We start from the raw sequence: 17,933 nt of genomic DNA on the forward strand, positions 1-17,933 counted from the left end.
TTAGATTGCGTCCAATTTATCAATAACCTGTTCAAACTGTCGGCGTTTAATCTGTATGCGGTTGCCATTCATAATGAGCCAGCCAGCGTCCTTGTTTTCCTCTGCCAATCGTCTTAACTTGTTTTCTCCGATACGGAAATACTTTGACGCTTCTTCAATGGTAAGGGTATATTTTTCCCATACGGGAATATCCTGTGCATTACTCATAAAACACCCCCTCACTTTCGATTACATCTGCTATATCCGTACACATCTGTTCTACAAGCATTTCCTGTTTTTCGGAAAGGTGGGTACATTCATCAATCATTTTCATGTAGTTTGAGCCTGTCAGCCTGTCGATTTCCTCTATCATCACGATTGACGGCATGACCTGTCTTTCCAGCCATTGCAGAGTGCGTTCCATATTGACAGGTACGGGGTTCATTTCAAAAGGTAAACTGTCATGGGAAATGAATATCTCCCACAACGGATAGTCGGGAAATTGCACAAAATCAGTAATGAGGTAAAACACCAGCCCATGAGGGTTATATGTCAATAACAATTCCTCAACTGCCTGTACTGCCTTTTTATCACGCAGACGAATTTCAAAACGGTTGATAATATCGGTATGTTTCTTTTTCGTTGCCTGTTCCTTTTGTTTTTCATACAGGCAGAAATATTTTGTGCTTGCCTTTGAACCGATATAAAGGGTACTTGCTAAATTGCGGTTTTTCCCACTTAATTTTCCACTTTGTACATTTTCATAGTTTTTACAGCGACATTCCGCACCGCTATTTTTATATTTTTCAGACAAAACGGGAATATCCAGCAGACCGCACATATCATTGATTGCCAAATCAAAACGTCGGATAACACCGCCACAGTCAAGACAGCGGTTTAAAAATGAATACCAATCCCTGTTCTGTGCCTGTAAGACATATTCCATGTTGCGTGAGCCTGTCCCTTTTAATTCCAAAAATACGCCCATGTGTTCATCATCAGAAGCCATGACCTTGATTTCCCCGTAGGCGTAATGCTCCTTATAGCCATAATACCCATAGTCATAATGGATAAAATAATCTGCTTTCATGCCAAGCACCTTTCGGATAACTTCTAATGCGTCAGTCGTTGGAAAACGGACAGTCAGATAATCAACGAGCAGATAAAAAGGCTTATCGCAGATATAGTAATTCAGACAACGCAGGATAATATTTTGTGTTTCCTTGCTGGCGTTGGCTTTTCCGTTCTCAAAGCGGTTGATACTATATCTTGATACATGGGTAAGACCTGCAAGTTCTCTTTGTGAAAGACCGCTTGCAAGACGTTTGTTTTTCATTTCAAGTGCAAATTCTAAATTGTTCATTGTATTCCTCCAATCCCACAACAGCCTTGAAATACCTGTAAACCACTATTCAAAAGAATGTGAAGTTACTATCTTCTTAAAACTCCTCATTACTCCTTACAGCTTTGGGGTTGTATGGTTTTTGACTTGTCTTTTGTGAAATAGTGCCCCCCTGTTAGATAACGGGGGCACAGACAAGGCTCACAAGTTCGCCAGCCGACAAAGCATTTCCGTCCTTTGACGGCAAGCCGTCATGGCGTTGTTGCTGACGCACGCCAACAGTCCTACAATGCTCTGTCGGCAAGTCCTGTGTTTGTCCTTTCAAACAAGTTCCATTTCAACCGATATTCATATCTACGGGTTTAATCAGATAGATATTTTCTTTTGAATGTTTTTGTATTTCATTCTATTGTGCTTATTTGATTACAAGAACATAGTAATTCTTATATGCTTATTTGTCAATATCTTTTTTTATCTTTACAAATCATATTAAGCATGATAGACTTATAACAGCGAAGATATAACGAGTTATGGAGGGTTATGCAATGAAAATAAGCCATTTAGGAAATAATATACAGACCATAAGAAAATTTAGGGGAATGAAACAACAGGAACTTGCGGACAAAATTGGTATCAATATGCAGAGCCTTTCCAAGATTGAAAGAGGGTTGAACTATCCTGCTTATGAAACGCTGGAAAAGATAATGGAAGTGCTGGACGTTACGCCGAATGAATTGTTGTCGGGGGAATGGAAATATGTCAATCAGTCCGAAAAAGAAGTCTGTCAGTTTTTAAGAACAGAAGAACGTCTAAATGCAGAATTAAAACATGGACATTATGACAACTTCTTTGACAGCGAGGAAGAATGGCTGGAATATGAATTAGAAAAGTTACGGGAATATATTACCGACTACATCAATGGAACAAACATTGAAGCGTCCGACCTTTACCCAATCAAAGAATTTATCCAGCATTTGAAGTTTCAAAAACTGTTAGACCGCTATGATGATTTATACAGCATGGATATGTTTGGGGAAAGCATAGAGGGACATAAATATAGGACACCTTATCAAGTGGTAAAAATGATAAACCCTAATTCAAAAGAAGATATGGAATTATTACGGGAAGTATTAAGGAATAACCATTTTGATGATGAGGACGAATAATCTTTTTCCTCTTGCATGGAAGATACAGCAAACAAAAAGCCCAGTAAAGAGTGCAAAGCACCACCAATGGTGGCAAGCTCTTGACAGGGCTTTTTCTTTTCTGTTATGGGTAATCAAGAGGAAAAAAGAATAATACATCAAAATATTTTGATGTAATGTGTTGACAAATCATGTTGTAAGCCTTATGATAAATATATCAAAATTATTTGATGTGAGGAGTGATAATAATGAATGATTTTTCTAAAGACGCAAAAATTTTTAAGGCTCTTTGTGATACAAAAAGACTTACGATTTTAGATTACTTAAAGAGCGGAGAAAAATGTGCGTGTGTTCTGATTGAAAACATGAACATAGGACAATCGGCTTTATCCTACCACATGAAAATACTTTGCGACTCTGGTATTGTTAATGCAAGACAAGAGGGAAAATGGACTCATTACAGCCTAAGTAAAAGTGGAAGTGAATATGCGTCAAAACGATTGTTAGAACTAACAACACCAAATGCTGAAAATCAATCAATTTGTTGCAAATAAAGGTCATCGAAAGGTGGCTTTTATAAAACTTTATCACATCAAAAAAAATTGATATGTCATGTAAAGGAGGGACTTTATTGGAAGTAGTAAATTCAATATGGCTATTTTTTCAAGACCAAATATTAGGTATGAAATGGTTGAATGGCTTAATTGGTAATGGGCTATCATTGCTAGGGCTAGACATTAACAGTCGTTTAGGTGGAAGTATTCAATTCTTTTTATACGATGTAATCAAAATCACAATCTTGTTATGTTTACTGATTTTCTTTATATCGTATATTCAAAGTTATTTTCCACCCGAACGAAGTAAAAAAATTTTAGGGCGATTTCATGGTATCGGTGCAAATATCATATCCGCATTGTTAGGAACAGTTACACCATTTTGCTCGTGTTCTTCTATCCCGTTGTTTATAGGTTTTACAAGTGCAGGATTACCGTTAGGAGTAACTTTTTCCTTTTTGATTTCTTCGCCTATGGTTGACTTAGGAAGTCTTGTATTGCTAATGAGTATTTTCGGGGCTAAAGTTGCTTTTGCTTATGTGATTGTAGGCTTGATAATCGCTGTAATTGGCGGTACTTTAATTGAAAAAATGCACATGGAAAAATATGTGGAAGATTTCGTGAAAAATGCAAGTAATGTCGATATTAGTTCTCCTACTTTAACCAAAAAGGATAGAGTTCAATATGCAAAAGAACAAGTTGTAGGAACATTCAAGAAAGTATTTCCATACATTTTGATTGGTGTGGGTATCGGAGCAGTTATCCATAACTGGATACCTGAAACATGGATTGAAAGTATCTTGGGCAGTAATAACCCGTTTGGTGTTATTTTAGCCACTCTTGTCGGAGTTCCTATGTATGCTGATATTTTTGGAACAATTCCAGTAGCAGAAGCATTACTTTCAAAGGGTGCACAATTAGGTACAATTTTATCATTTATGATGGCTGTAACAACATTGAGTTTGCCGTCTTTAATAATGCTGAAAAAGGCAGTAAAGCCTAAACTATTGACCCTTTTTATTGCCATTTGTACGTTTGGCATTATTATTGTAGGTTATCTCTTTAATATTTTTAGTACATTATTTATTTAAAAGGAGCGAATAAGAAATGAAATTATTTGGAAAGAAAAAAGAAACAAAATCATGTTGTTGTGGTGGAAATTGCACATCAGAAACAATGCAAAATGCAGAAAACAAGAAACAAGAGCAAAGCATTAAAATATTAGGTTCGGGCTGTGCAAAATGTATGGAATTGGAAAAAGCAACTAGAACAGCAATATCGGAACTTCAATTAGATTATGAGATTGAACACATTACAGATTTTGCAGAAATCGCTAGTTATGGAGTAATGTCTACACCTGCATTGGTGTTTAATGGCGAAGTAATATCCTATGGAAAAGTATTGACCGTAGACGAAGTAAAAGCATTATTGAGCAAATAATAAAACAAAGAAAGGTTGGTAATTCATTTATGAAAAAACCTAAAGTAGCCTTTGTCTGTGTTCATAATTCTTGTCGCAGTCAAATTGCGGAGGCATTGGGCAAGTATCTTTCTTCAAATGTTTTTGATAGTTATTCCGCAGGCACAGAAACAAAGCCACAAATCAATCAAGATGCAGTTCGTCTAATGAAAGAAATGTATCAGATAGATATGGAGAAAACACAATATTCTAAATTGTTATCTGAAATACCACAGGTAGATATTGTGATTACAATGGGGTGCAATGTGAATTGTCCTACAATACCATGCAAATATAGAGAGGATTGGGGGTTGAATGACCCTACAGGGAAAAATGATGATGAATTTTTAAAGACAATCCATTCAATCCATGCAAAAATACTTGAATTGACAGAAAAAATAAAAATAATGCGTTGATTTCAAGGAGAAACTAAATGAAAATATTAACGAAGAATATTGTCATAAATTGTTTTAAGCACACTATTAAACAGTCTAATATGGCAATTATCAACATCTGAATATAAGGAAATTTTGAAGGCTCGTGCAGACTATATGTTTTGTGCGGGCTTTTTTCTTGCTTTCTTTTTTACATTACCAAAAGGTATAGGCGGTATTCCCGTTTATATATTTCGGCGTATGCAGAAAGGGGGTGAGATTATGAACACATCTTCTTTCGAGCATATCGTCAGAATACAGTTTAATGCTTCCATGATAACTGTTATTAAATGCACAGTAAAAAGCAGAAATAGACAGTTTGCAAGACGTTCCAAGCGTGAGGTTTTATTCTATGAATTATCAGATACGAAAAATCTTGAATGTGTAACTGAGGATAAATATTCTTGTGATTATATTTCTTTTGAAGTCTTGAATTTCACAATTCAAATATCAAACGAGAAACTTGCTGTTGCTTTATATAAGTTATCGAGTAAAGAGCGTGATGTAATTCTATTACGCTATTTTCAAAGCATGAGCGACCAAGAAATTGCAGAATTATATCATGTATCACGTTCTGCTATTTATCGCAGAAGAAGTAACGGATTGAAGAAATTAAAAACATTATTGAAAGAAAGGAATTGAAACAATGAAAAAAGAATATGGCTACCCTACATTAAAAGTAATATGTAAAGCGTCTGCTGGAAATGAAACTGCCATAAGAGAGATTTTGAAGTTTTATGACGCTTATATTTGTAAATTATGCTTGCGTCCGTTTTACCACTCTGAAAGTGGTAAAATTACTATGCAGGTTGATGAAGAATTAAAAGGTCAAATTCATACAGAAATAATGAAAGCAATCTTGAAATTTGAAATCAGAGTAAAGTAATCATATTACATGAATGAAAAACGGGAGATACACAGATATTTGTGCTATCTCCCATGTTGTTTTTTGTGTCATATCAAGGCTCATTCAATCGTGGTAAATTCGTGGTAAAATGAGTGTTTTTCTATACCTTAAAATACTTGAATGTATAGTATTTATGCGGATAATTGAAAATGAGATATAAAATTTAATAAAATGATACAAAAGATACAGAACGACAGTTCAAGTTAAGGAGGTCTATATGAAGAAGATTATTTATTATCTAATAGCATCGGTTTTCCTCATGTTTATTTTACCGTGGCTTGCTGTTACATTAGTACCAAATGACGCTGGAATGATTACCACTGTTTTTTTGCTTTTTACTGTTAATCCTATTTATTCTATAATCGTTGGCGTATTTGCAGGCAAGAATGTTAAAACTTTATGGTGGCTGCCAATTGTTACAATTATCATTTTCTTAGCAGGTACATGGACATTCTTTGAAATGGGTGAGCCGGCGTTTTTATTGTATGGCGGATGTTATCTCTTAATTAGCATTATTGCAATGTTGGTTAGTGCATTTGCGAATAAAGAAAAAGTTAAGTCCCGACCTGTTAAATAAAACATAATTATATCATAAAAGCTCCGCCTATTCAAAGGGTGGAGCTTTTTCTGTGCATTTCGACGAAGAAATTATTCGGTAAGCCTAGATCAGTCCAAAGGGTAAAAGGGAGCCTCTGCCCTCCGTTCTTTCATTTAGCTTTATGAATTTCAGCTCCATCCATTTAACGAGTGCATTATCAGGTAAGCTGGAATCCGTCCAATTGGGAAAAAAACAGTCGAAAGGAAAAATATTCAGCAGCCTCCGAAACGAAGCCCGCGGCCGCACGGCATTTTTCCGGCGGGAAGGAGCGGAAAACGGCTGAAAGCCCCGTTTTTTACCGTCCGTTCACGCTTCGCTTGACAAGCCGTGCTATAATATATAGGTTATCAACCCAAGTTCCCTGAAGGGAGGAAACCAAACATGACCGACGCTTTACAGCGCCTTCTGGATACGCTGACCGTCTTTCTGGCGGAAAACCCGCTCGTCGGCGCGTGGTACACAACGGTCGTCCGTTTTGTGTTCCCGCTGCTGGCGCTGATGATCCTGGTCGGCGCGATCCGCTCGCTGTGGAAAGTCAAGCATCCGGACGAGGTCTGGGGCTATCTCGGCATGGCCAACGGCGTGCGCCTGCCCATCACCCACTGGGAAAACATCATCGGCCGCGCGCCCGCGTGCGACGTGCAGCTCGAATACCCCTCGGTGTCCCGCCAGCACGCCGCGCTCATCCGCGAGGACGACGGCTCGTGGACGGTATACGACCTCGGCTCCAAGGGCGGCGTCAAGGTAAACGACCTGCCGGTGGACGAATACGCGGTCGTCGAGGATGGGGACACGCTCTCGTTCGGCGGCATCCCGACCATGCTGGTGCCGATCTCGGCCGAGGAAAAGCGCGAGCAAATGGCCGAGCGCCGCGTGGAGGGCCGGCCGGCCGGCATGTGGGGCTCGCTTGTGCTGCTGACGCTGTTCCAGGTGCTGACCGCGCTGCAGCTCATCGTTGCCGCGGGCGAGAACGCCTCCGTTACCGTCCCGCTCACGTTCCTCACATTCACGGCCGTGTGCTGGGGCTATTTTATCGTGCTGCGCTCGTTCCGACGCATCGGCTTTGAGATGGAAACCATCGCCTTTTTCCTGTGCACGCTGTCGCTGGCCGTGACCGGCTCGACCGTGCCGGACGAATGCCCCAAGCAGCTCGTCGCCATCCTGATGGGGCTGGCGATCTTCCTGGTCCTCGGCTTTTTCCTGCGCGACCTGACCCGTGCGCAGAGGGTGCGCTGGATCATGGGCGCGGCGGCGGTCGGCATGCTGGTGATCACGCTGCTGATCGGGTCAAGCGAGGGCGGCGCCAAGGCATGGATCCGGCTGGGCGGCCTGTCGCTCCAGCCCTCCGAGCTGGCCAAAATCTGCTATATCTTCGCGGGCGCGGCCACACTCGACCGCCTGTTCAACAAGCGCAACCTGTGGCTGTTCATCGGCCTGACCGGCATCTGCGGCGCGTGTCTGGCGCTGCAGAACGACTTCGGCACCGCGCTGGTGTTTTTCGTCACCTTCCTAGTCATCGCCTACCTGCGCTCGGGCGACTTCGCGACGCTCGGCCTGATCTGCGCGGGCTGCTTCGCCGGCGGCATGGTGCTGTTGACCGTCAAGGGGCATGTTGCGGCGCGCTTTGCCTCCTGGGGCCATATCTGGGAGGATGTGTACGGCGCGGGCTTCCAGCAGACCCACACGCTGACCGCCGCTGCTTCGGGCGGCATGATCGGCGTGGGCGCGGGCAAGGGCTGGCTCTCCGGTCTGGCCGCGGCGGACACGGATATTGTGTTCGGCATGCTGTGCGAGGAGTGGGGGCTGGTAATCGCTGTGCTGACCGTGCTGTGCATCATCACGCTGGCTGTGTTTGCGGTGCGTGCCTGCCGCGCGGGACGGTCGAGCTTTTACACAATCGCGGCCTGCGCCGCGACCAGCCTGCTCGTGTTCCAGACCTGCCTGAACGTATTCGGCGCGGTGGATATCCTGCCGTTCACGGGCGTGACCCTGCCGTTTGTCTCGAACGGCGGCTCGTCCATGCTGTCCGCGTGGGGCATGCTCGCCTTTTTGAAGGCCACGGACACGCGCCAAAACGCTTCGTTCGCGGTCCGGCTGCCCAGCCGGCGCGAGCTGCGCGGGGAGGTGGATTGAGTGCGGAAAATCGAAAAACGCGGCGTGTTCTGCCTGATCCTCGCGGCTCTGCTGGGCGTCGGGCTGCTGCTGTTCTGCTTCCGTTTCGTGGTGGATGGCGGCGACTGGGCCTCCTATCCCTATAACCGCCACCTGTACAGCAATTCCGGCCAGCTCAAGGGCGGCACCATCCTCGATCGGGACGGCGACGTGCTTTCCTCGCTGGATGAAAACGGAAACCGCACCTATTATCCGGACAGCGCCGTGCGCCGCGCCACCCTGCACGCGGTCGGTGATCCGGCCGGCAACATCGGCGCGGGTGCGCTGACCGCGTTCGCGGACAAGCTTTCCGGCTATAACCTGCTGACCGGCGTGTATTCTCCGCTCGGCACGGGCAACAACCTGTACCTGACGATCGACGCCTATCTTAACAATATCGCTTATCAGGCGCTCGGCGGCATGAACGGCACGGTAGGCGTGTACAACTATAAGACGGGCGAGATCCTGTGCATGGTATCCACGCCGTCGTTCGACCCCGCCGACCCGCCGGCCATCGATCCGGACGACCCCTCGTGGGAGGGTGTGTACGTCAACCGCCTGCTGTCCGCGAACTCCATCCCCGGCTCGATCTTCAAGGTGGTCACACTCAACGCGGCGGTCGAGAACCTGCCCGACCTGTTTTCCCGCACTTGGAACTGCACCGGTTCGGTCGAAATCGGGGGCGATACGGTCACCTGCCCGTATGCGCATGGGCAGATGGACATTGAGGATGCGCTGGCGAACTCCTGCAACGGCGTGTTCGGCCAGCTCGCGGTCGAACTGGGTGGGAATACCATGCAGAAATATACGGACGCGGCCGGCCTGACCACCGCCATACGGGTGGACGGCATCCGCACCTCGGAGGGCCGCTTCAACTTTGACGGAAACGACAACCAGCTCGCTTGGGCGGGCGTCGGCCAGGGCGAGGATACCATGTGTCCGATCAATATGATGCTGTATATGGGCGCAATCGCCAACGGCGGCAAGGCCGCCCTGCCGCGCCTGATCGAAAAAACCACCACGGACTACGGTTTGCCGACCGGTCTTTACTTCGCCCATAAGTCGGATAAGCTGATCGACGCGGACACTGCGGATACCATCGCGGATATGATGCACAACAACGTGATCGAAACCTATGGACAGGACCGCTTCCCGGGCATGGACATCTGCGCCAAGTCCGGCACGGCCGAGGTCGGCGGGGGCAAGACCCCAAACGCCTGGTTCACCGGCTTCCTGCGCGACGAGGCGACCCCTTACGCGTTCATCGTGCTGGTGGAAAACGGCGGCGGCGGCTCGTCGGTCGCGGGTACGGTGGCCTCCAGAGTGTTGACCGCAGCGGTCGAAAAGGGCTATTAACTCTCCGCAGCGGACGGACATACGGATAGGAAAAAACACAGGGGCGCCGAAAGCACATGCTTTCGGCGCCCCTTGCCGTCCCCCCTTACCGTCCCGCGACGGCAGGCAGCGCCCGCCCCATGCGGCGGCAGGATGCAGGCTTTTTCCGGCGGCGCAGCGCGCGGCCTGTGAAAAACAGAAGCGCGGCGCATAAGATAGAAAAGGCCAGCCCGCCGGCCGAAACCGCGCCCGTGTCCGACGCCCCCGCCGCCAGAAATAAGATCGCGCCCCCCGCTGCCTGCAGGGCACTGCCCAGTCTTTTTTTCATCCGGTATTCCTCCGCTTCCTTTTGATGGCTTCAGTATAGCGGATTGCTTGTCCGTTAAAACGGACTTTCCTATAGAGACGGTAATTTTGCGGCAGGCGCGGCCGGAATACGCCTTTTTGTCACGCTTTTTCCATATATGTCAATTTAACTATTGCTTTCCTATTCAAACAGACGAACATATGGTCAAACTGCTCAAAAATTCCTTTGAAATTTGTCCATCCAAATTATTCCATCGTCTTGACGAAAATATTTTCACTTTGTATAATAAAAATGAAAACAATACCGATAGGAGGATGACAGTATGCTCGATCAGGTCAAAGGCGGGTTGATCGTATCCTGTCAGGCGCTGGAAAACGAACCCCTGCACTCCTCGTTCATCATGGGGCGCATGGCACGCGCAGCGGCCGAGGGCGGCGCCGTAGGCATCCGCGCCAACACCGCGGCTGATATCAACGAAATCGCCCAAAACACCGACCTGCCGATCATCGGCATCGTCAAGCGGGACTACGAGGGTTCCCCCATCTATATCACCCCCACGCTCCGCGAAATAGAAGAGCTGGCCGGAACGGGCTGCGCCATGATCGCGTTTGACGCAACCGACCGCCCCCGCTATCAAGGCGAGACGCTCGGGGACTTTTTCCAAAAGGCCCGCGCCGCCGCGCCCGGCAAGCTGCTGATGGCGGATATCGCCACGCTGGAGGAGGCGGTCCGCGCGGAGCGGCTCGGCTTTGACTGCGTTTCCACCACGCTCATGGGCTATACCGCCCAGTCCGCGGGACACAATATCGCGGACGACGATTTCTCCCGCCTCAAGGCCATTCTCGCCGCGGTACATATTCCGGTCATCGCGGAGGGCCACGTCGATACCCCGGCCAAGGCGCGCCGCTGCATCGAACTGGGCGCGCACGCGGTTGTCACCGGCGGCGCGATCACCCGTCCCCAGCTGATCACCAAAGCCTTTACCGACGCGATTTACGCAACGTAAAGCGGGCGCAAAAAAAGAGCGCCGGAGCGCTCTTCCGATTCAAAAATTCCGGTGGAACAGGGTATACAGCGCGCGGTCGCGGTTTTCCCTGCATTTCGGGTCCTCCAGCAGCCGATAGGTAATCGCATCGATCAGGAACACCAGGGGCATCTGGGAATTGATGAACTTCTCGTCCCCCACCTGCCCGATGTCCCCGGCCAGCAGGATGGCGTCCGCCATCTTCGCCAGCTCGGTGCGGCTACTCTGCGTAAGCAGGCATATCTGCACGCCCGCCGATTTCGCGATCCGGCACGCGCTGACCACCTCGGGCGTTTCGCCGGAGTTGGACACCGCGATAATCAGGTCCTTCGGCGAGAACAGGCTGGACTGCACGCGCATCAGGAACGTATCGGTCATCACGCTTGAGGTAAAGCCCATCTGCACCAGCCGCATGTTGAACTCGCTCGCGGTCAGGCCCGAGCTGCCCAGGCCGAAGATCAGGATTTTGTCCGCCTGGTGAATGCGGTCGACAAACGCGTCCAAGTCCTCGGGCTGCACCAGCTCGCAGGCCGCGTCCAGCGTGCGCTCGTAATAATGGTCGATGCGGCGAATGGTCTGGTCGGGCGTCTGGCCCGGCGTCCCCTCGGCTGCCAGCAGGGTCTGGAATTCGATATAATTCCGGTAATCCAGCTTTTTGCAGAAGCGGGTCAGCGTGGAGTTGGACGTGCCGATGGCCTGCGCAAGCTCCTGGCTGGCGATCGACGCTGCCTGCTCCGGATGGGCGACGATATAAGCGGCGATCTTCTGTTCACTTTTGCTGAGCCGGAAGCCGAAAAACTGCAGCCGGTTTTGAAAACTCAGATCAGCCATGGTTTCCTCCTGAAGATAGTTTATTCTTTAACAATCATAGTATAACCGTCGCGATTTTGCAACAGGCAAACGCAAAAACGCCGAAAAAAACGCGGCGCCGTCCCCCCAACCCGTGGGCAAACCTTCCACAAAAAGGTCCAACATAGAAAAGGAGAATGCATCATGAACAAGAACCTCAAAGTAGGCGTCATTGGCTTCGGCCAGATGGGCCAGATCCATGCAGGCATTTATAACAAGCTGCCCGGCGTAGACCTCGTCGCGGTATGCGAATTTAACGACGAGCGCCGCGCGGAGGCGGAAAAGGAGTACGGCTGTCAGACTTATAAGAACTATAAGGACCTGCTCGAAAATCCGGAGATCGACGCGGTTTCGATCGTCCTGCCCGACAACATGCACCGCGAGGCGGTCGAGATCGCGGTCGCCAACAAAAAGCACATCCTGCTCGAAAAGCCGCTCGCCAAGGAGCTGGCCGACGGGGAGGCAATGTACGAGATCCTCAAGGATTACGACAAGGTGTTCTCGCTGGGCTTCCTGCTCCGCTTTGACCCGCGCTTCAACATGATCAAGCAGCGCCTGGACGCCGGCGAGCTGGGCGACATCATCCATATGTACTGCCGCCGCAACAGCCCGATCGTCGGCCCCCGCCGCTACATCGGCGCGTCCGACCTGTCCATGCACGTCATGATCCACGACATCGACTATGTCAACTGGTTCATGGGCTGCAAGCCGGTCAAGGTGTTCGCCAAGGCCCGCAGCGTGCTGCTCAAGGAATACGGCATGGACGATGTGATTTACGCGCTCGTCACCTATGAAAACGGCGCGGTCGCGTGCCTTGAGGCATGCTGGGTGCTGCCGGAGAATTCGCCCACGATCATCGACGACAAGGTCGAGCTGGTCGGCACCAAGGGCGTGGCCTATGTCGATGCGTGCGACAACGGCGTACGCTTCGTGACCGGCAGCGGCGTCCTGTATCCGGATTCGCGCCACTGGTACAACTGCAACGGCGCGCCGTCCGGCGACCTGTCCGAGGAGATCATGGCCTTTATCGGCAACATCCTGAGCGGCACCAAGTCCATCATCACGCCGGAGGACGCCCTCAACACGCTCCGCGTGGTCGACGCGATCGAGCGCTCGATCGCGGAGGGCAAGGAGGTTTCCCTGTAAGCATTCCCCCGCGCTTTTCCACATAAAGAGAAACGGTAGAGACTCATTTCACGGATTTTAAGGAGGGCAAAAGAATGTCAGTACGAGTAAAGGTGCAGAAATTTGGTAGCAAGCTCAGCAGCATGGTCATCCCGAATCTGGGCGCGTTCATTGCCTGGGGCCTGCTGACCGCAGTCGGCATCGCCATCGACAACGACATGCTCCGCAGCTTCATCACCCCGATGCTCAACTACCTGCTCCCGCTCCTGATCGCATTTGCGGGCGGCAAGATGGTCTATGACTACCGCGGCGGCGTGATCGGCACGGTCGCCACCATCGGCGTCATCATCGGCTCCAGCGTGACCATGTTCATCGGCGCAATGATCCTCGGCCCGCTTTCCGCCTGGATCCTCAAGCAGTTTGACAAGCTGATCGACGGCAAGATCCCGATGGGCTTCGAGCTGATCGTCAACAACTATTCGGTCGGCATCATCGGCGCGATCATCGCCGTGATCGGATGCGTATGGCTTGGGCCGGCGATCGCCTCCCTGACCGGCGTGTTCGCCGCTGGCGTGGATTTCCTGGTGCAGAACAATCTGCTGCCGCTGACCGCAATCCTGATCGAGCCGGCCAAGCCGCTCTTCCTCAACAACGCCATCGGCCAGGGCATCCTGACCCCGATGGGTACGCTGCAGCTGGAAAGCCTGGGCAAATCCGTCCTGTTCCTGCTCGAATCCAACCCCGGCCCCGGCTTGGGCGTGCTGCTCGCTTACATGTTCTTCGGCAAGGGCTCTTCCAAGTCCTCCGCGTGGGGCGCTTCCATCATCCACCTGTTCGGCGGCATCCATGAGATATACTTCCCGTTCGTGCTGATGAACCCGATCCTCATCCTCCCGCTGATCGTCGGCGGCGCGTGCGGCACCCTGATGTTCACCATATTGAACGTCGGCCTGGTCGGCGTTGCCTCCCCCGGCAGCATCATCTCCATCATGCTGATGTCCTCGCCCGGCGACCAGCTCAAGATCTGCCTGGGCATCCTGGTGGCGTGCGCAATTACGTTCGTGCTGTCCATCCCGCTGATTAAGCGCGCGGGCGGCGGCGACGACGCTTCGCTCAAGGAAGCGGCGCAGACCATGAACGAGCTGAAGGGCAAGAAGAGCCGCATTTCCTCCGTATTCGAGAGCATCGAAGACTTTGACTTCTCCAAGGTTACCCGCATCGCCTACGCCTGCGACGCCGGCATCGGTTCCTCCGCCATGGGCGCGACCGTGCTGCAGAAAAAGTGCAAGGCCGCCGGCCTGGACGACGTTACGGTATTCCATATCGCAATCGAAAACCTGCCGACCGAATGTCAGGTAGTCGTCACTCAGGAGCTGCTGCTCGACCGTGTCAAGGACGTGCAGAAGGACGCCTACTGCATCGCAGTGACCGACTTCATCAACGCGCCCCAGTATGACGAGCTGATCGAAAAGATCAAGCAGGCCCGAGAAAACAAGCAGTAACAGCCTGTAAGGGCGGCGCCGCCGCTGGTCCAGCGGCGGCGCTTCCTTTACCCGTTTATTGAAAAGAGAGTCAGTATGCTGAAAACGATTATCATGGATTTTGACGGCCTGATCGTCGATACCGAGGTCGTATGGTACCGGATCTATGTCGAATGGTTCCGTGTACACAAGCAGTACGACCTGTCCGTGCAGGAATTCCTGGCCTGTGTCGGCTCCAATGCGGAGGACCTGTTCCGCAAGCTGGACGCCAAGGGCATCCACGTGGACCGCGACGAGTTCGCGCAGGACACGCTGGCGTGCTTCATCGAGGAAAGCGGCCGCCTGCCGGCAAAGCCCGGCGTGGAGGACTTCCTGAAAAGCGCCAGGGAAAACGGCCTGTCGGTCGCGCTGGCGACCTCCTCCGGCCGCAAAAAGCCGACCGTACACCTCGAACGCCTGCACCTAATGCAGTATTTCGACCTGCTGGTCACGGCTGAAGACGTCGAACGCATCAAGCCCAACCCCGACCTGTTCCTCAAGGCGGCCGAAAAGCTCGGCTGCACGCCGGCCGAGTGCCTGGTGGTTGAGGATTCGCTCAACGGTCTGCTGGCCGGCCGCAACGCGGATATGCGCGTGCTGGTCGTACCCAACGACGTGACCAAGTATTGTACCTTTGAGGGTCAGTACCGCCTGTGCGATTCGCTCGCGGACGTGGACGTACCCTCGCTGATCGCAGAGTTTTAGGAGGAATCATTACCATGCTGTTAGAAAAGATCACGGCAAAGGATGTGCAGATCGGCCTTGCGGCCGCGGACTGGGAGGATGCGATCCGCCAGGCGGCGGCCCCCCTGCGGGACGCGGGAGATATCGAGCAAAGCTATATCGAGGGCATGATCGAATCCGTACACAAGAACGGCCCGTATTTCGTGCTGGCAAAGGGCCTGGCGCTGGCGCATGCGCGGCCGGAATGCGGCGCCAACCGTCTGGCGCTCGCTTTTTCCACGCTCAATCCGCCGGTATCGTTCGGCGCGGGCGACAACGATCCGGTCCGCCTGATTATCACCCTGGCCGCGACCGACCCTGACAGCCACATCGACCTGCTCGGCGAGCTGGCCGAGGTCCTGATGGACGACGGCCGCATGGAGCAGCTTTTCTCGGCCAAAACGCCGGAGGAGTTCTGCGCTCTGCTCGCCTGAACCGGCCGCCGGAAGGATGGATACGCAATGGTTCTATGCTTTGATATTGGCGGCACCTCGATCAAATACGGCGCCGCGCACGATCCCGGCGGGGAAATCGTTTTCTCCTCGCGCTGGGAAACGCCGACCGACGCCAAAACGCTCGGCGGCGCGGGCGTGGAGCGCAAGCTGCTCGACCTGATCGGCGGGCTGGTCGGCAAGTACAACCCGTCTGGCATCGCGGTCTCGACCGCCGGCATGGTGGACCACCGGACGGGCGCGATCCTGTACGCCAATGAAAATATCCCCGGTTATACGGGGCGCAACCTCAAAACCGCGGTCGAGCAGGCGTTCCGCCTGCCCTGCGCGGTCGAAAACGACGTCAACTGCGCCGCGCTTGGCGAGGCCGCCTACGGCGCGGGGCGGGGCGCGGACAGCGTGCTCTGCCTGACCGTCGGCACGGGCATCGGCGGCGCGGTCGTGCTGGACGGAAAGGTCTGGCACGGGCATGCGGGCAGCGCGGGCGAGATCGGCTACATGCCGGTAAACGGCCGTGCGTTCGAGCAGCAGGCCTCGACCACCGCGCTCATCCGACGCGTTGCAGAGCAGACCGGCGAAACGCTGGACGGGCGGCAGATCTTCGCCCGCGCGCAGGCGGGCGACACGGTCTGCGCGCAGGCGATCGACGCGCTGTGCGGGACGCTCGCGCAGGGCGTCGCCGCGTGCATGTGCGTGATGGACCCCGCGGCGGTCGTGCTCGGCGGCGGCATCATGGGGCAGAGTGCCTATCTGCGCCCTCTGCTCGAGAGCCATTTGCAGCGCTTCGCCAACCCGTTCATGCTGGCACACACCCGTCTCGCCTTTGCCGAACTGGGCAACAGCGCGGGCATGGCGGGCGCGTACCGCTGGCTGCAGCAGCAAGCCCTGTAACACAATCCGCCGTCCCCCAAGGGGACGGCGATCCCCCCCTTACTACCCCGTACTGCGGGGCGGCAAAAAAAAAGGCTCCTATCCTTTCGGGATAGGAGCCTTTCCTTTTTTAGCGGAACCAGCCCGGCTCCACCTGTTCGCGCAGCGGCAAATCGCGGAACACCGCCGCCGCTGCCGCGAGGAAATCGTCCGGTCCTGCCGCCTTGCGCAGCCGCTTGCCGTATTTTTCACTGTCTGCAAACAGGTTCAGGTGGTAAAACCAGACCTCTTTCATGCGCAGCATCGCGATCCGACGGTCGCCGAACGCGGCGCAGTAGCGCTCGTACAGGGTATTGTGGAACGCCTCCAGCACCGTCTTATCCGCACGCGGGCCGCCGCGCAGCCGCGTGACCAACGAGGGGTCACCGACCAGCCCGCGGCCTATCATCACCGCCCGCACCGCGGGGTACCGCGCGCCGACCGCGGCGGCGACCGCTTCGCTGACAACGTCTCCATTATAGCAGACCGGCATGCGGCACTGCGGCAGGGCTGCGGCAAACGCCGCCTCGCGCACGCCGCCCCGATAAAAATCCACCCGCACGCGCGGGTGGATGGTCAACTCGGCAATCGGATAGCGGTTGTAGACCGCGAGCAGGCGGTCAAATTCCGCGGGGTCGCGCACACCCAGGCGCGTTTTGACCGACACCGCCGCCCTGCACGCCGAGAATACCGCGTCAAAAAACCGGTCCAGCTCGTCCGGATGGGCGAGGAAACCCGCGCCCTTACCCTTGGCCGTTACCGTACCCGAGGGGCATCCAAGGTTCAGGTTGACCTCCGGATAGCCCATCTCCGCCAGGGCGTTCGCCGCCCAGATGAAATCCGGAGCGGACCTGGTCAACAGCTGCGGCACCGCAGGCACGCCCGCGTTGGCCTCGGCCGCGACGTCGCGCTTCTGGCGCGGGGTCAGACGGCCGTTCGCGGTCGGCGTGATAAATGGCATGAAATACTTGTCTATCCCCGGGAAATACGCATGATGCGCGCGGCGGTAGACCGCGCCGGTCACGCCCTCCATGGGGGCGAAATAATACTGCATGGAAAAACCCCTTTTGTCAATTGATCCCATTGTGTTCTATTATAACGGGATTTTCCCTTGCCCGCAA

At 52.2% G+C, this 17,933-nt stretch carries 21 protein-coding genes; 16 read left to right on the forward strand and 5 right to left on the reverse strand.

The window, feature by feature from the left end:
* Positions 1 to 207, reverse strand: coding sequence for an excisionase (locus RX717_RS15465; RefSeq protein ID WP_002341493.1), 207 nt, complete (start codon positions 205 to 207; stop codon positions 1 to 3).
* Entirely contained in the window at positions 200 to 1,342 is a 1,143-nt protein-coding gene (locus RX717_RS15470) for an XRE family transcriptional regulator (RefSeq protein WP_316960465.1), read from the reverse strand. The genes RX717_RS15465 and RX717_RS15470 overlap by 8 nt, the downstream gene beginning before the upstream one ends.
* A gap of 524 nt (positions 1,343 to 1,866) precedes the next feature.
* Here RX717_RS15470 and RX717_RS15475 point away from each other — a divergent pair.
* The 10 genes from RX717_RS15475 to RX717_RS15520 all read left to right on the forward strand — a co-directional run bounded on the left by RX717_RS15475 (position 1,867) and on the right by RX717_RS15520 (position 9,924).
* Positions 1,867 to 2,487 (forward strand): helix-turn-helix domain-containing protein, encoded by a 621-nt coding sequence (locus RX717_RS15475; RefSeq protein ID WP_442908779.1) that lies wholly within the window; start codon positions 1,867 to 1,869, stop codon positions 2,485 to 2,487.
* A 227-nt stretch (positions 2,488 to 2,714) separates the two neighbouring features.
* Positions 2,715 to 3,020 carry an ArsR/SmtB family transcription factor gene (locus tag RX717_RS15480; protein ID WP_024722771.1) on the forward strand — a complete coding sequence of 102 codons (306 nt, stop codon included), beginning with the start codon at positions 2,715 to 2,717 and terminating at the stop codon, positions 3,018 to 3,020.
* Between the two features lie 128 nt (positions 3,021 to 3,148).
* Complete coding sequence (locus tag RX717_RS15485; RefSeq protein ID WP_442908810.1) at positions 3,149 to 4,111, forward strand: permease; 963 nt, start codon at positions 3,149 to 3,151, stop codon at positions 4,109 to 4,111.
* A gap of 16 nt (positions 4,112 to 4,127) precedes the next feature.
* On the forward strand, positions 4,128 to 4,460 hold the full coding sequence (locus RX717_RS15490; RefSeq protein ID WP_316960466.1) for a thioredoxin family protein: 333 nt from the start codon (positions 4,128 to 4,130) through the stop codon (positions 4,458 to 4,460).
* A gap of 29 nt (positions 4,461 to 4,489) precedes the next feature.
* Complete coding sequence (locus tag RX717_RS15495; RefSeq protein ID WP_002405679.1) at positions 4,490 to 4,894, forward strand: arsenate reductase ArsC; 405 nt, start codon at positions 4,490 to 4,492, stop codon at positions 4,892 to 4,894.
* Positions 4,895 to 5,008: 114 nt separating this feature from the next.
* Entirely contained in the window at positions 5,009 to 5,554 is a 546-nt protein-coding gene (locus RX717_RS15500) for a sigma-70 family RNA polymerase sigma factor (protein ID WP_442908780.1), read from the forward strand.
* Between the two features lie 4 nt (positions 5,555 to 5,558).
* Positions 5,559 to 5,798 (forward strand): helix-turn-helix domain-containing protein, encoded by a 240-nt coding sequence (locus RX717_RS15505; protein ID WP_316960467.1) that lies wholly within the window; start codon positions 5,559 to 5,561, stop codon positions 5,796 to 5,798.
* A 238-nt stretch (positions 5,799 to 6,036) separates the two neighbouring features.
* Positions 6,037 to 6,396, forward strand: a complete 360-nt coding sequence (locus RX717_RS15510; protein WP_107631371.1) for a hypothetical protein — start codon at positions 6,037 to 6,039, stop codon at positions 6,394 to 6,396.
* Positions 6,397 to 6,798: 402 nt separating this feature from the next.
* Positions 6,799 to 8,550, forward strand: coding sequence for an FtsW/RodA/SpoVE family cell cycle protein (locus RX717_RS15515; protein WP_107631370.1), 1,752 nt, complete (start codon positions 6,799 to 6,801; stop codon positions 8,548 to 8,550).
* Positions 8,551 to 9,924: a penicillin-binding transpeptidase domain-containing protein gene (locus RX717_RS15520; RefSeq protein WP_054326550.1), complete on the forward strand. Its 1,374-nt coding sequence runs from the start codon at positions 8,551 to 8,553 to the stop codon at positions 9,922 to 9,924.
* Between the two features lie 85 nt (positions 9,925 to 10,009).
* Here RX717_RS15520 and RX717_RS15525 read toward each other — a convergent pair whose 3' ends face one another.
* Complete coding sequence (locus RX717_RS15525) at positions 10,010 to 10,231, reverse strand: hypothetical protein (RefSeq protein ID WP_316960468.1); 222 nt, start codon at positions 10,229 to 10,231, stop codon at positions 10,010 to 10,012.
* Positions 10,232 to 10,532: 301 nt separating this feature from the next.
* Between RX717_RS15525 and RX717_RS15530 the strand changes: the two genes are divergently transcribed.
* On the forward strand, positions 10,533 to 11,216 hold the full coding sequence (locus RX717_RS15530) for an N-acetylmannosamine-6-phosphate 2-epimerase (protein WP_054326552.1): 684 nt from the start codon (positions 10,533 to 10,535) through the stop codon (positions 11,214 to 11,216).
* 39 nt (positions 11,217 to 11,255) lie between these two features.
* Here RX717_RS15530 and RX717_RS15535 read toward each other — a convergent pair whose 3' ends face one another.
* Positions 11,256 to 12,065, reverse strand: a complete 810-nt coding sequence (locus RX717_RS15535) for a MurR/RpiR family transcriptional regulator (RefSeq protein WP_054326553.1) — start codon at positions 12,063 to 12,065, stop codon at positions 11,256 to 11,258.
* 162 nt (positions 12,066 to 12,227) lie between these two features.
* Between RX717_RS15535 and RX717_RS15540 the strand changes: the two genes are divergently transcribed.
* The 5 genes from RX717_RS15540 to RX717_RS15560 all read left to right on the forward strand — a co-directional run bounded on the left by RX717_RS15540 (position 12,228) and on the right by RX717_RS15560 (position 16,794).
* Positions 12,228 to 13,229 carry a Gfo/Idh/MocA family protein gene (locus RX717_RS15540; RefSeq protein ID WP_054326554.1) on the forward strand — a complete coding sequence of 334 codons (1,002 nt, stop codon included), beginning with the start codon at positions 12,228 to 12,230 and terminating at the stop codon, positions 13,227 to 13,229.
* Positions 13,230 to 13,303: 74 nt separating this feature from the next.
* The gene (locus tag RX717_RS15545; RefSeq protein WP_107631369.1) at positions 13,304 to 14,710 is read left to right on the forward strand and encodes a PTS mannitol transporter subunit IICB; all 1,407 of its coding nucleotides are present in this window, start codon (positions 13,304 to 13,306) and stop codon (positions 14,708 to 14,710) included.
* A 75-nt stretch (positions 14,711 to 14,785) separates the two neighbouring features.
* Complete coding sequence (locus RX717_RS15550; RefSeq protein WP_107631368.1) at positions 14,786 to 15,433, forward strand: HAD family hydrolase; 648 nt, start codon at positions 14,786 to 14,788, stop codon at positions 15,431 to 15,433.
* A gap of 14 nt (positions 15,434 to 15,447) precedes the next feature.
* Positions 15,448 to 15,885, forward strand: a complete 438-nt coding sequence (locus RX717_RS15555) for a PTS sugar transporter subunit IIA (protein ID WP_054326556.1) — start codon at positions 15,448 to 15,450, stop codon at positions 15,883 to 15,885.
* Between the two features lie 27 nt (positions 15,886 to 15,912).
* Positions 15,913 to 16,794, forward strand: a complete 882-nt coding sequence (locus RX717_RS15560; protein WP_107631367.1) for an ROK family protein — start codon at positions 15,913 to 15,915, stop codon at positions 16,792 to 16,794.
* A 109-nt stretch (positions 16,795 to 16,903) separates the two neighbouring features.
* On the opposite strand, the gene RX717_RS15565 is transcribed toward RX717_RS15560, so the two are convergent.
* Positions 16,904 to 17,866, reverse strand: a complete 963-nt coding sequence (locus tag RX717_RS15565; RefSeq protein WP_242977877.1) for a tRNA dihydrouridine synthase — start codon at positions 17,864 to 17,866, stop codon at positions 16,904 to 16,906.
* Positions 17,867 to 17,933: the final 67 nt, after the last annotated feature.

The sequence above is a fragment of the Intestinibacillus sp. NTUH-41-i26 genome, assembly GCF_032769475.1.
Lineage (GTDB): Bacteria > Bacillota > Clostridia > Oscillospirales > Butyricicoccaceae > Agathobaculum > Agathobaculum ammoniilyticum.

Excerpts from the sequence above, each read along its gene's own strand:
- RX717_RS15565 (WP_242977877.1), bottom strand. The coding sequence starts at position 17,866 with ATGCAGTATTATTTCGCCCCCATGGAGGGCGTGACCGGCGCGGTCTAC.
- RX717_RS15530 (WP_054326552.1), top strand. The coding sequence starts at position 10,533 with ATGCTCGATCAGGTCAAAGGCGGGTTGATCGTATCCTGTCAGGCGCTG.
- RX717_RS15535 (WP_054326553.1), bottom strand. The coding sequence starts at position 12,065 with ATGGCTGATCTGAGTTTTCAAAACCGGCTGCAGTTTTTCGGCTTCCGG.
- RX717_RS15545 (WP_107631369.1), top strand. The coding sequence starts at position 13,304 with ATGTCAGTACGAGTAAAGGTGCAGAAATTTGGTAGCAAGCTCAGCAGC.
- RX717_RS15475 (WP_442908779.1), top strand. The coding sequence starts at position 1,867 with ATGAAAATAAGCCATTTAGGAAATAATATACAGACCATAAGAAAATTT.
- RX717_RS15550 (WP_107631368.1), top strand. The coding sequence starts at position 14,786 with ATGCTGAAAACGATTATCATGGATTTTGACGGCCTGATCGTCGATACC.
- RX717_RS15505 (WP_316960467.1), top strand. The coding sequence starts at position 5,559 with ATGAAAAAAGAATATGGCTACCCTACATTAAAAGTAATATGTAAAGCG.
- RX717_RS15485 (WP_442908810.1), top strand. The coding sequence starts at position 3,149 with ATGAAATGGTTGAATGGCTTAATTGGTAATGGGCTATCATTGCTAGGG.
- RX717_RS15540 (WP_054326554.1), top strand. The coding sequence starts at position 12,228 with ATGAACAAGAACCTCAAAGTAGGCGTCATTGGCTTCGGCCAGATGGGC.
- RX717_RS15515 (WP_107631370.1), top strand. The coding sequence starts at position 6,799 with ATGACCGACGCTTTACAGCGCCTTCTGGATACGCTGACCGTCTTTCTG.
- RX717_RS15465 (WP_002341493.1), bottom strand. The coding sequence starts at position 207 with ATGAGTAATGCACAGGATATTCCCGTATGGGAAAAATATACCCTTACC.
- RX717_RS15555 (WP_054326556.1), top strand. The coding sequence starts at position 15,448 with ATGCTGTTAGAAAAGATCACGGCAAAGGATGTGCAGATCGGCCTTGCG.
- RX717_RS15560 (WP_107631367.1), top strand. The coding sequence starts at position 15,913 with ATGGTTCTATGCTTTGATATTGGCGGCACCTCGATCAAATACGGCGCC.
- RX717_RS15510 (WP_107631371.1), top strand. The coding sequence starts at position 6,037 with ATGAAGAAGATTATTTATTATCTAATAGCATCGGTTTTCCTCATGTTT.
- RX717_RS15525 (WP_316960468.1), bottom strand. The coding sequence starts at position 10,231 with ATGAAAAAAAGACTGGGCAGTGCCCTGCAGGCAGCGGGGGGCGCGATC.
- RX717_RS15495 (WP_002405679.1), top strand. The coding sequence starts at position 4,490 with ATGAAAAAACCTAAAGTAGCCTTTGTCTGTGTTCATAATTCTTGTCGC.
- RX717_RS15480 (WP_024722771.1), top strand. The coding sequence starts at position 2,715 with ATGAATGATTTTTCTAAAGACGCAAAAATTTTTAAGGCTCTTTGTGAT.
- RX717_RS15470 (WP_316960465.1), bottom strand. The coding sequence starts at position 1,342 with ATGAACAATTTAGAATTTGCACTTGAAATGAAAAACAAACGTCTTGCA.
- RX717_RS15490 (WP_316960466.1), top strand. The coding sequence starts at position 4,128 with ATGAAATTATTTGGAAAGAAAAAAGAAACAAAATCATGTTGTTGTGGT.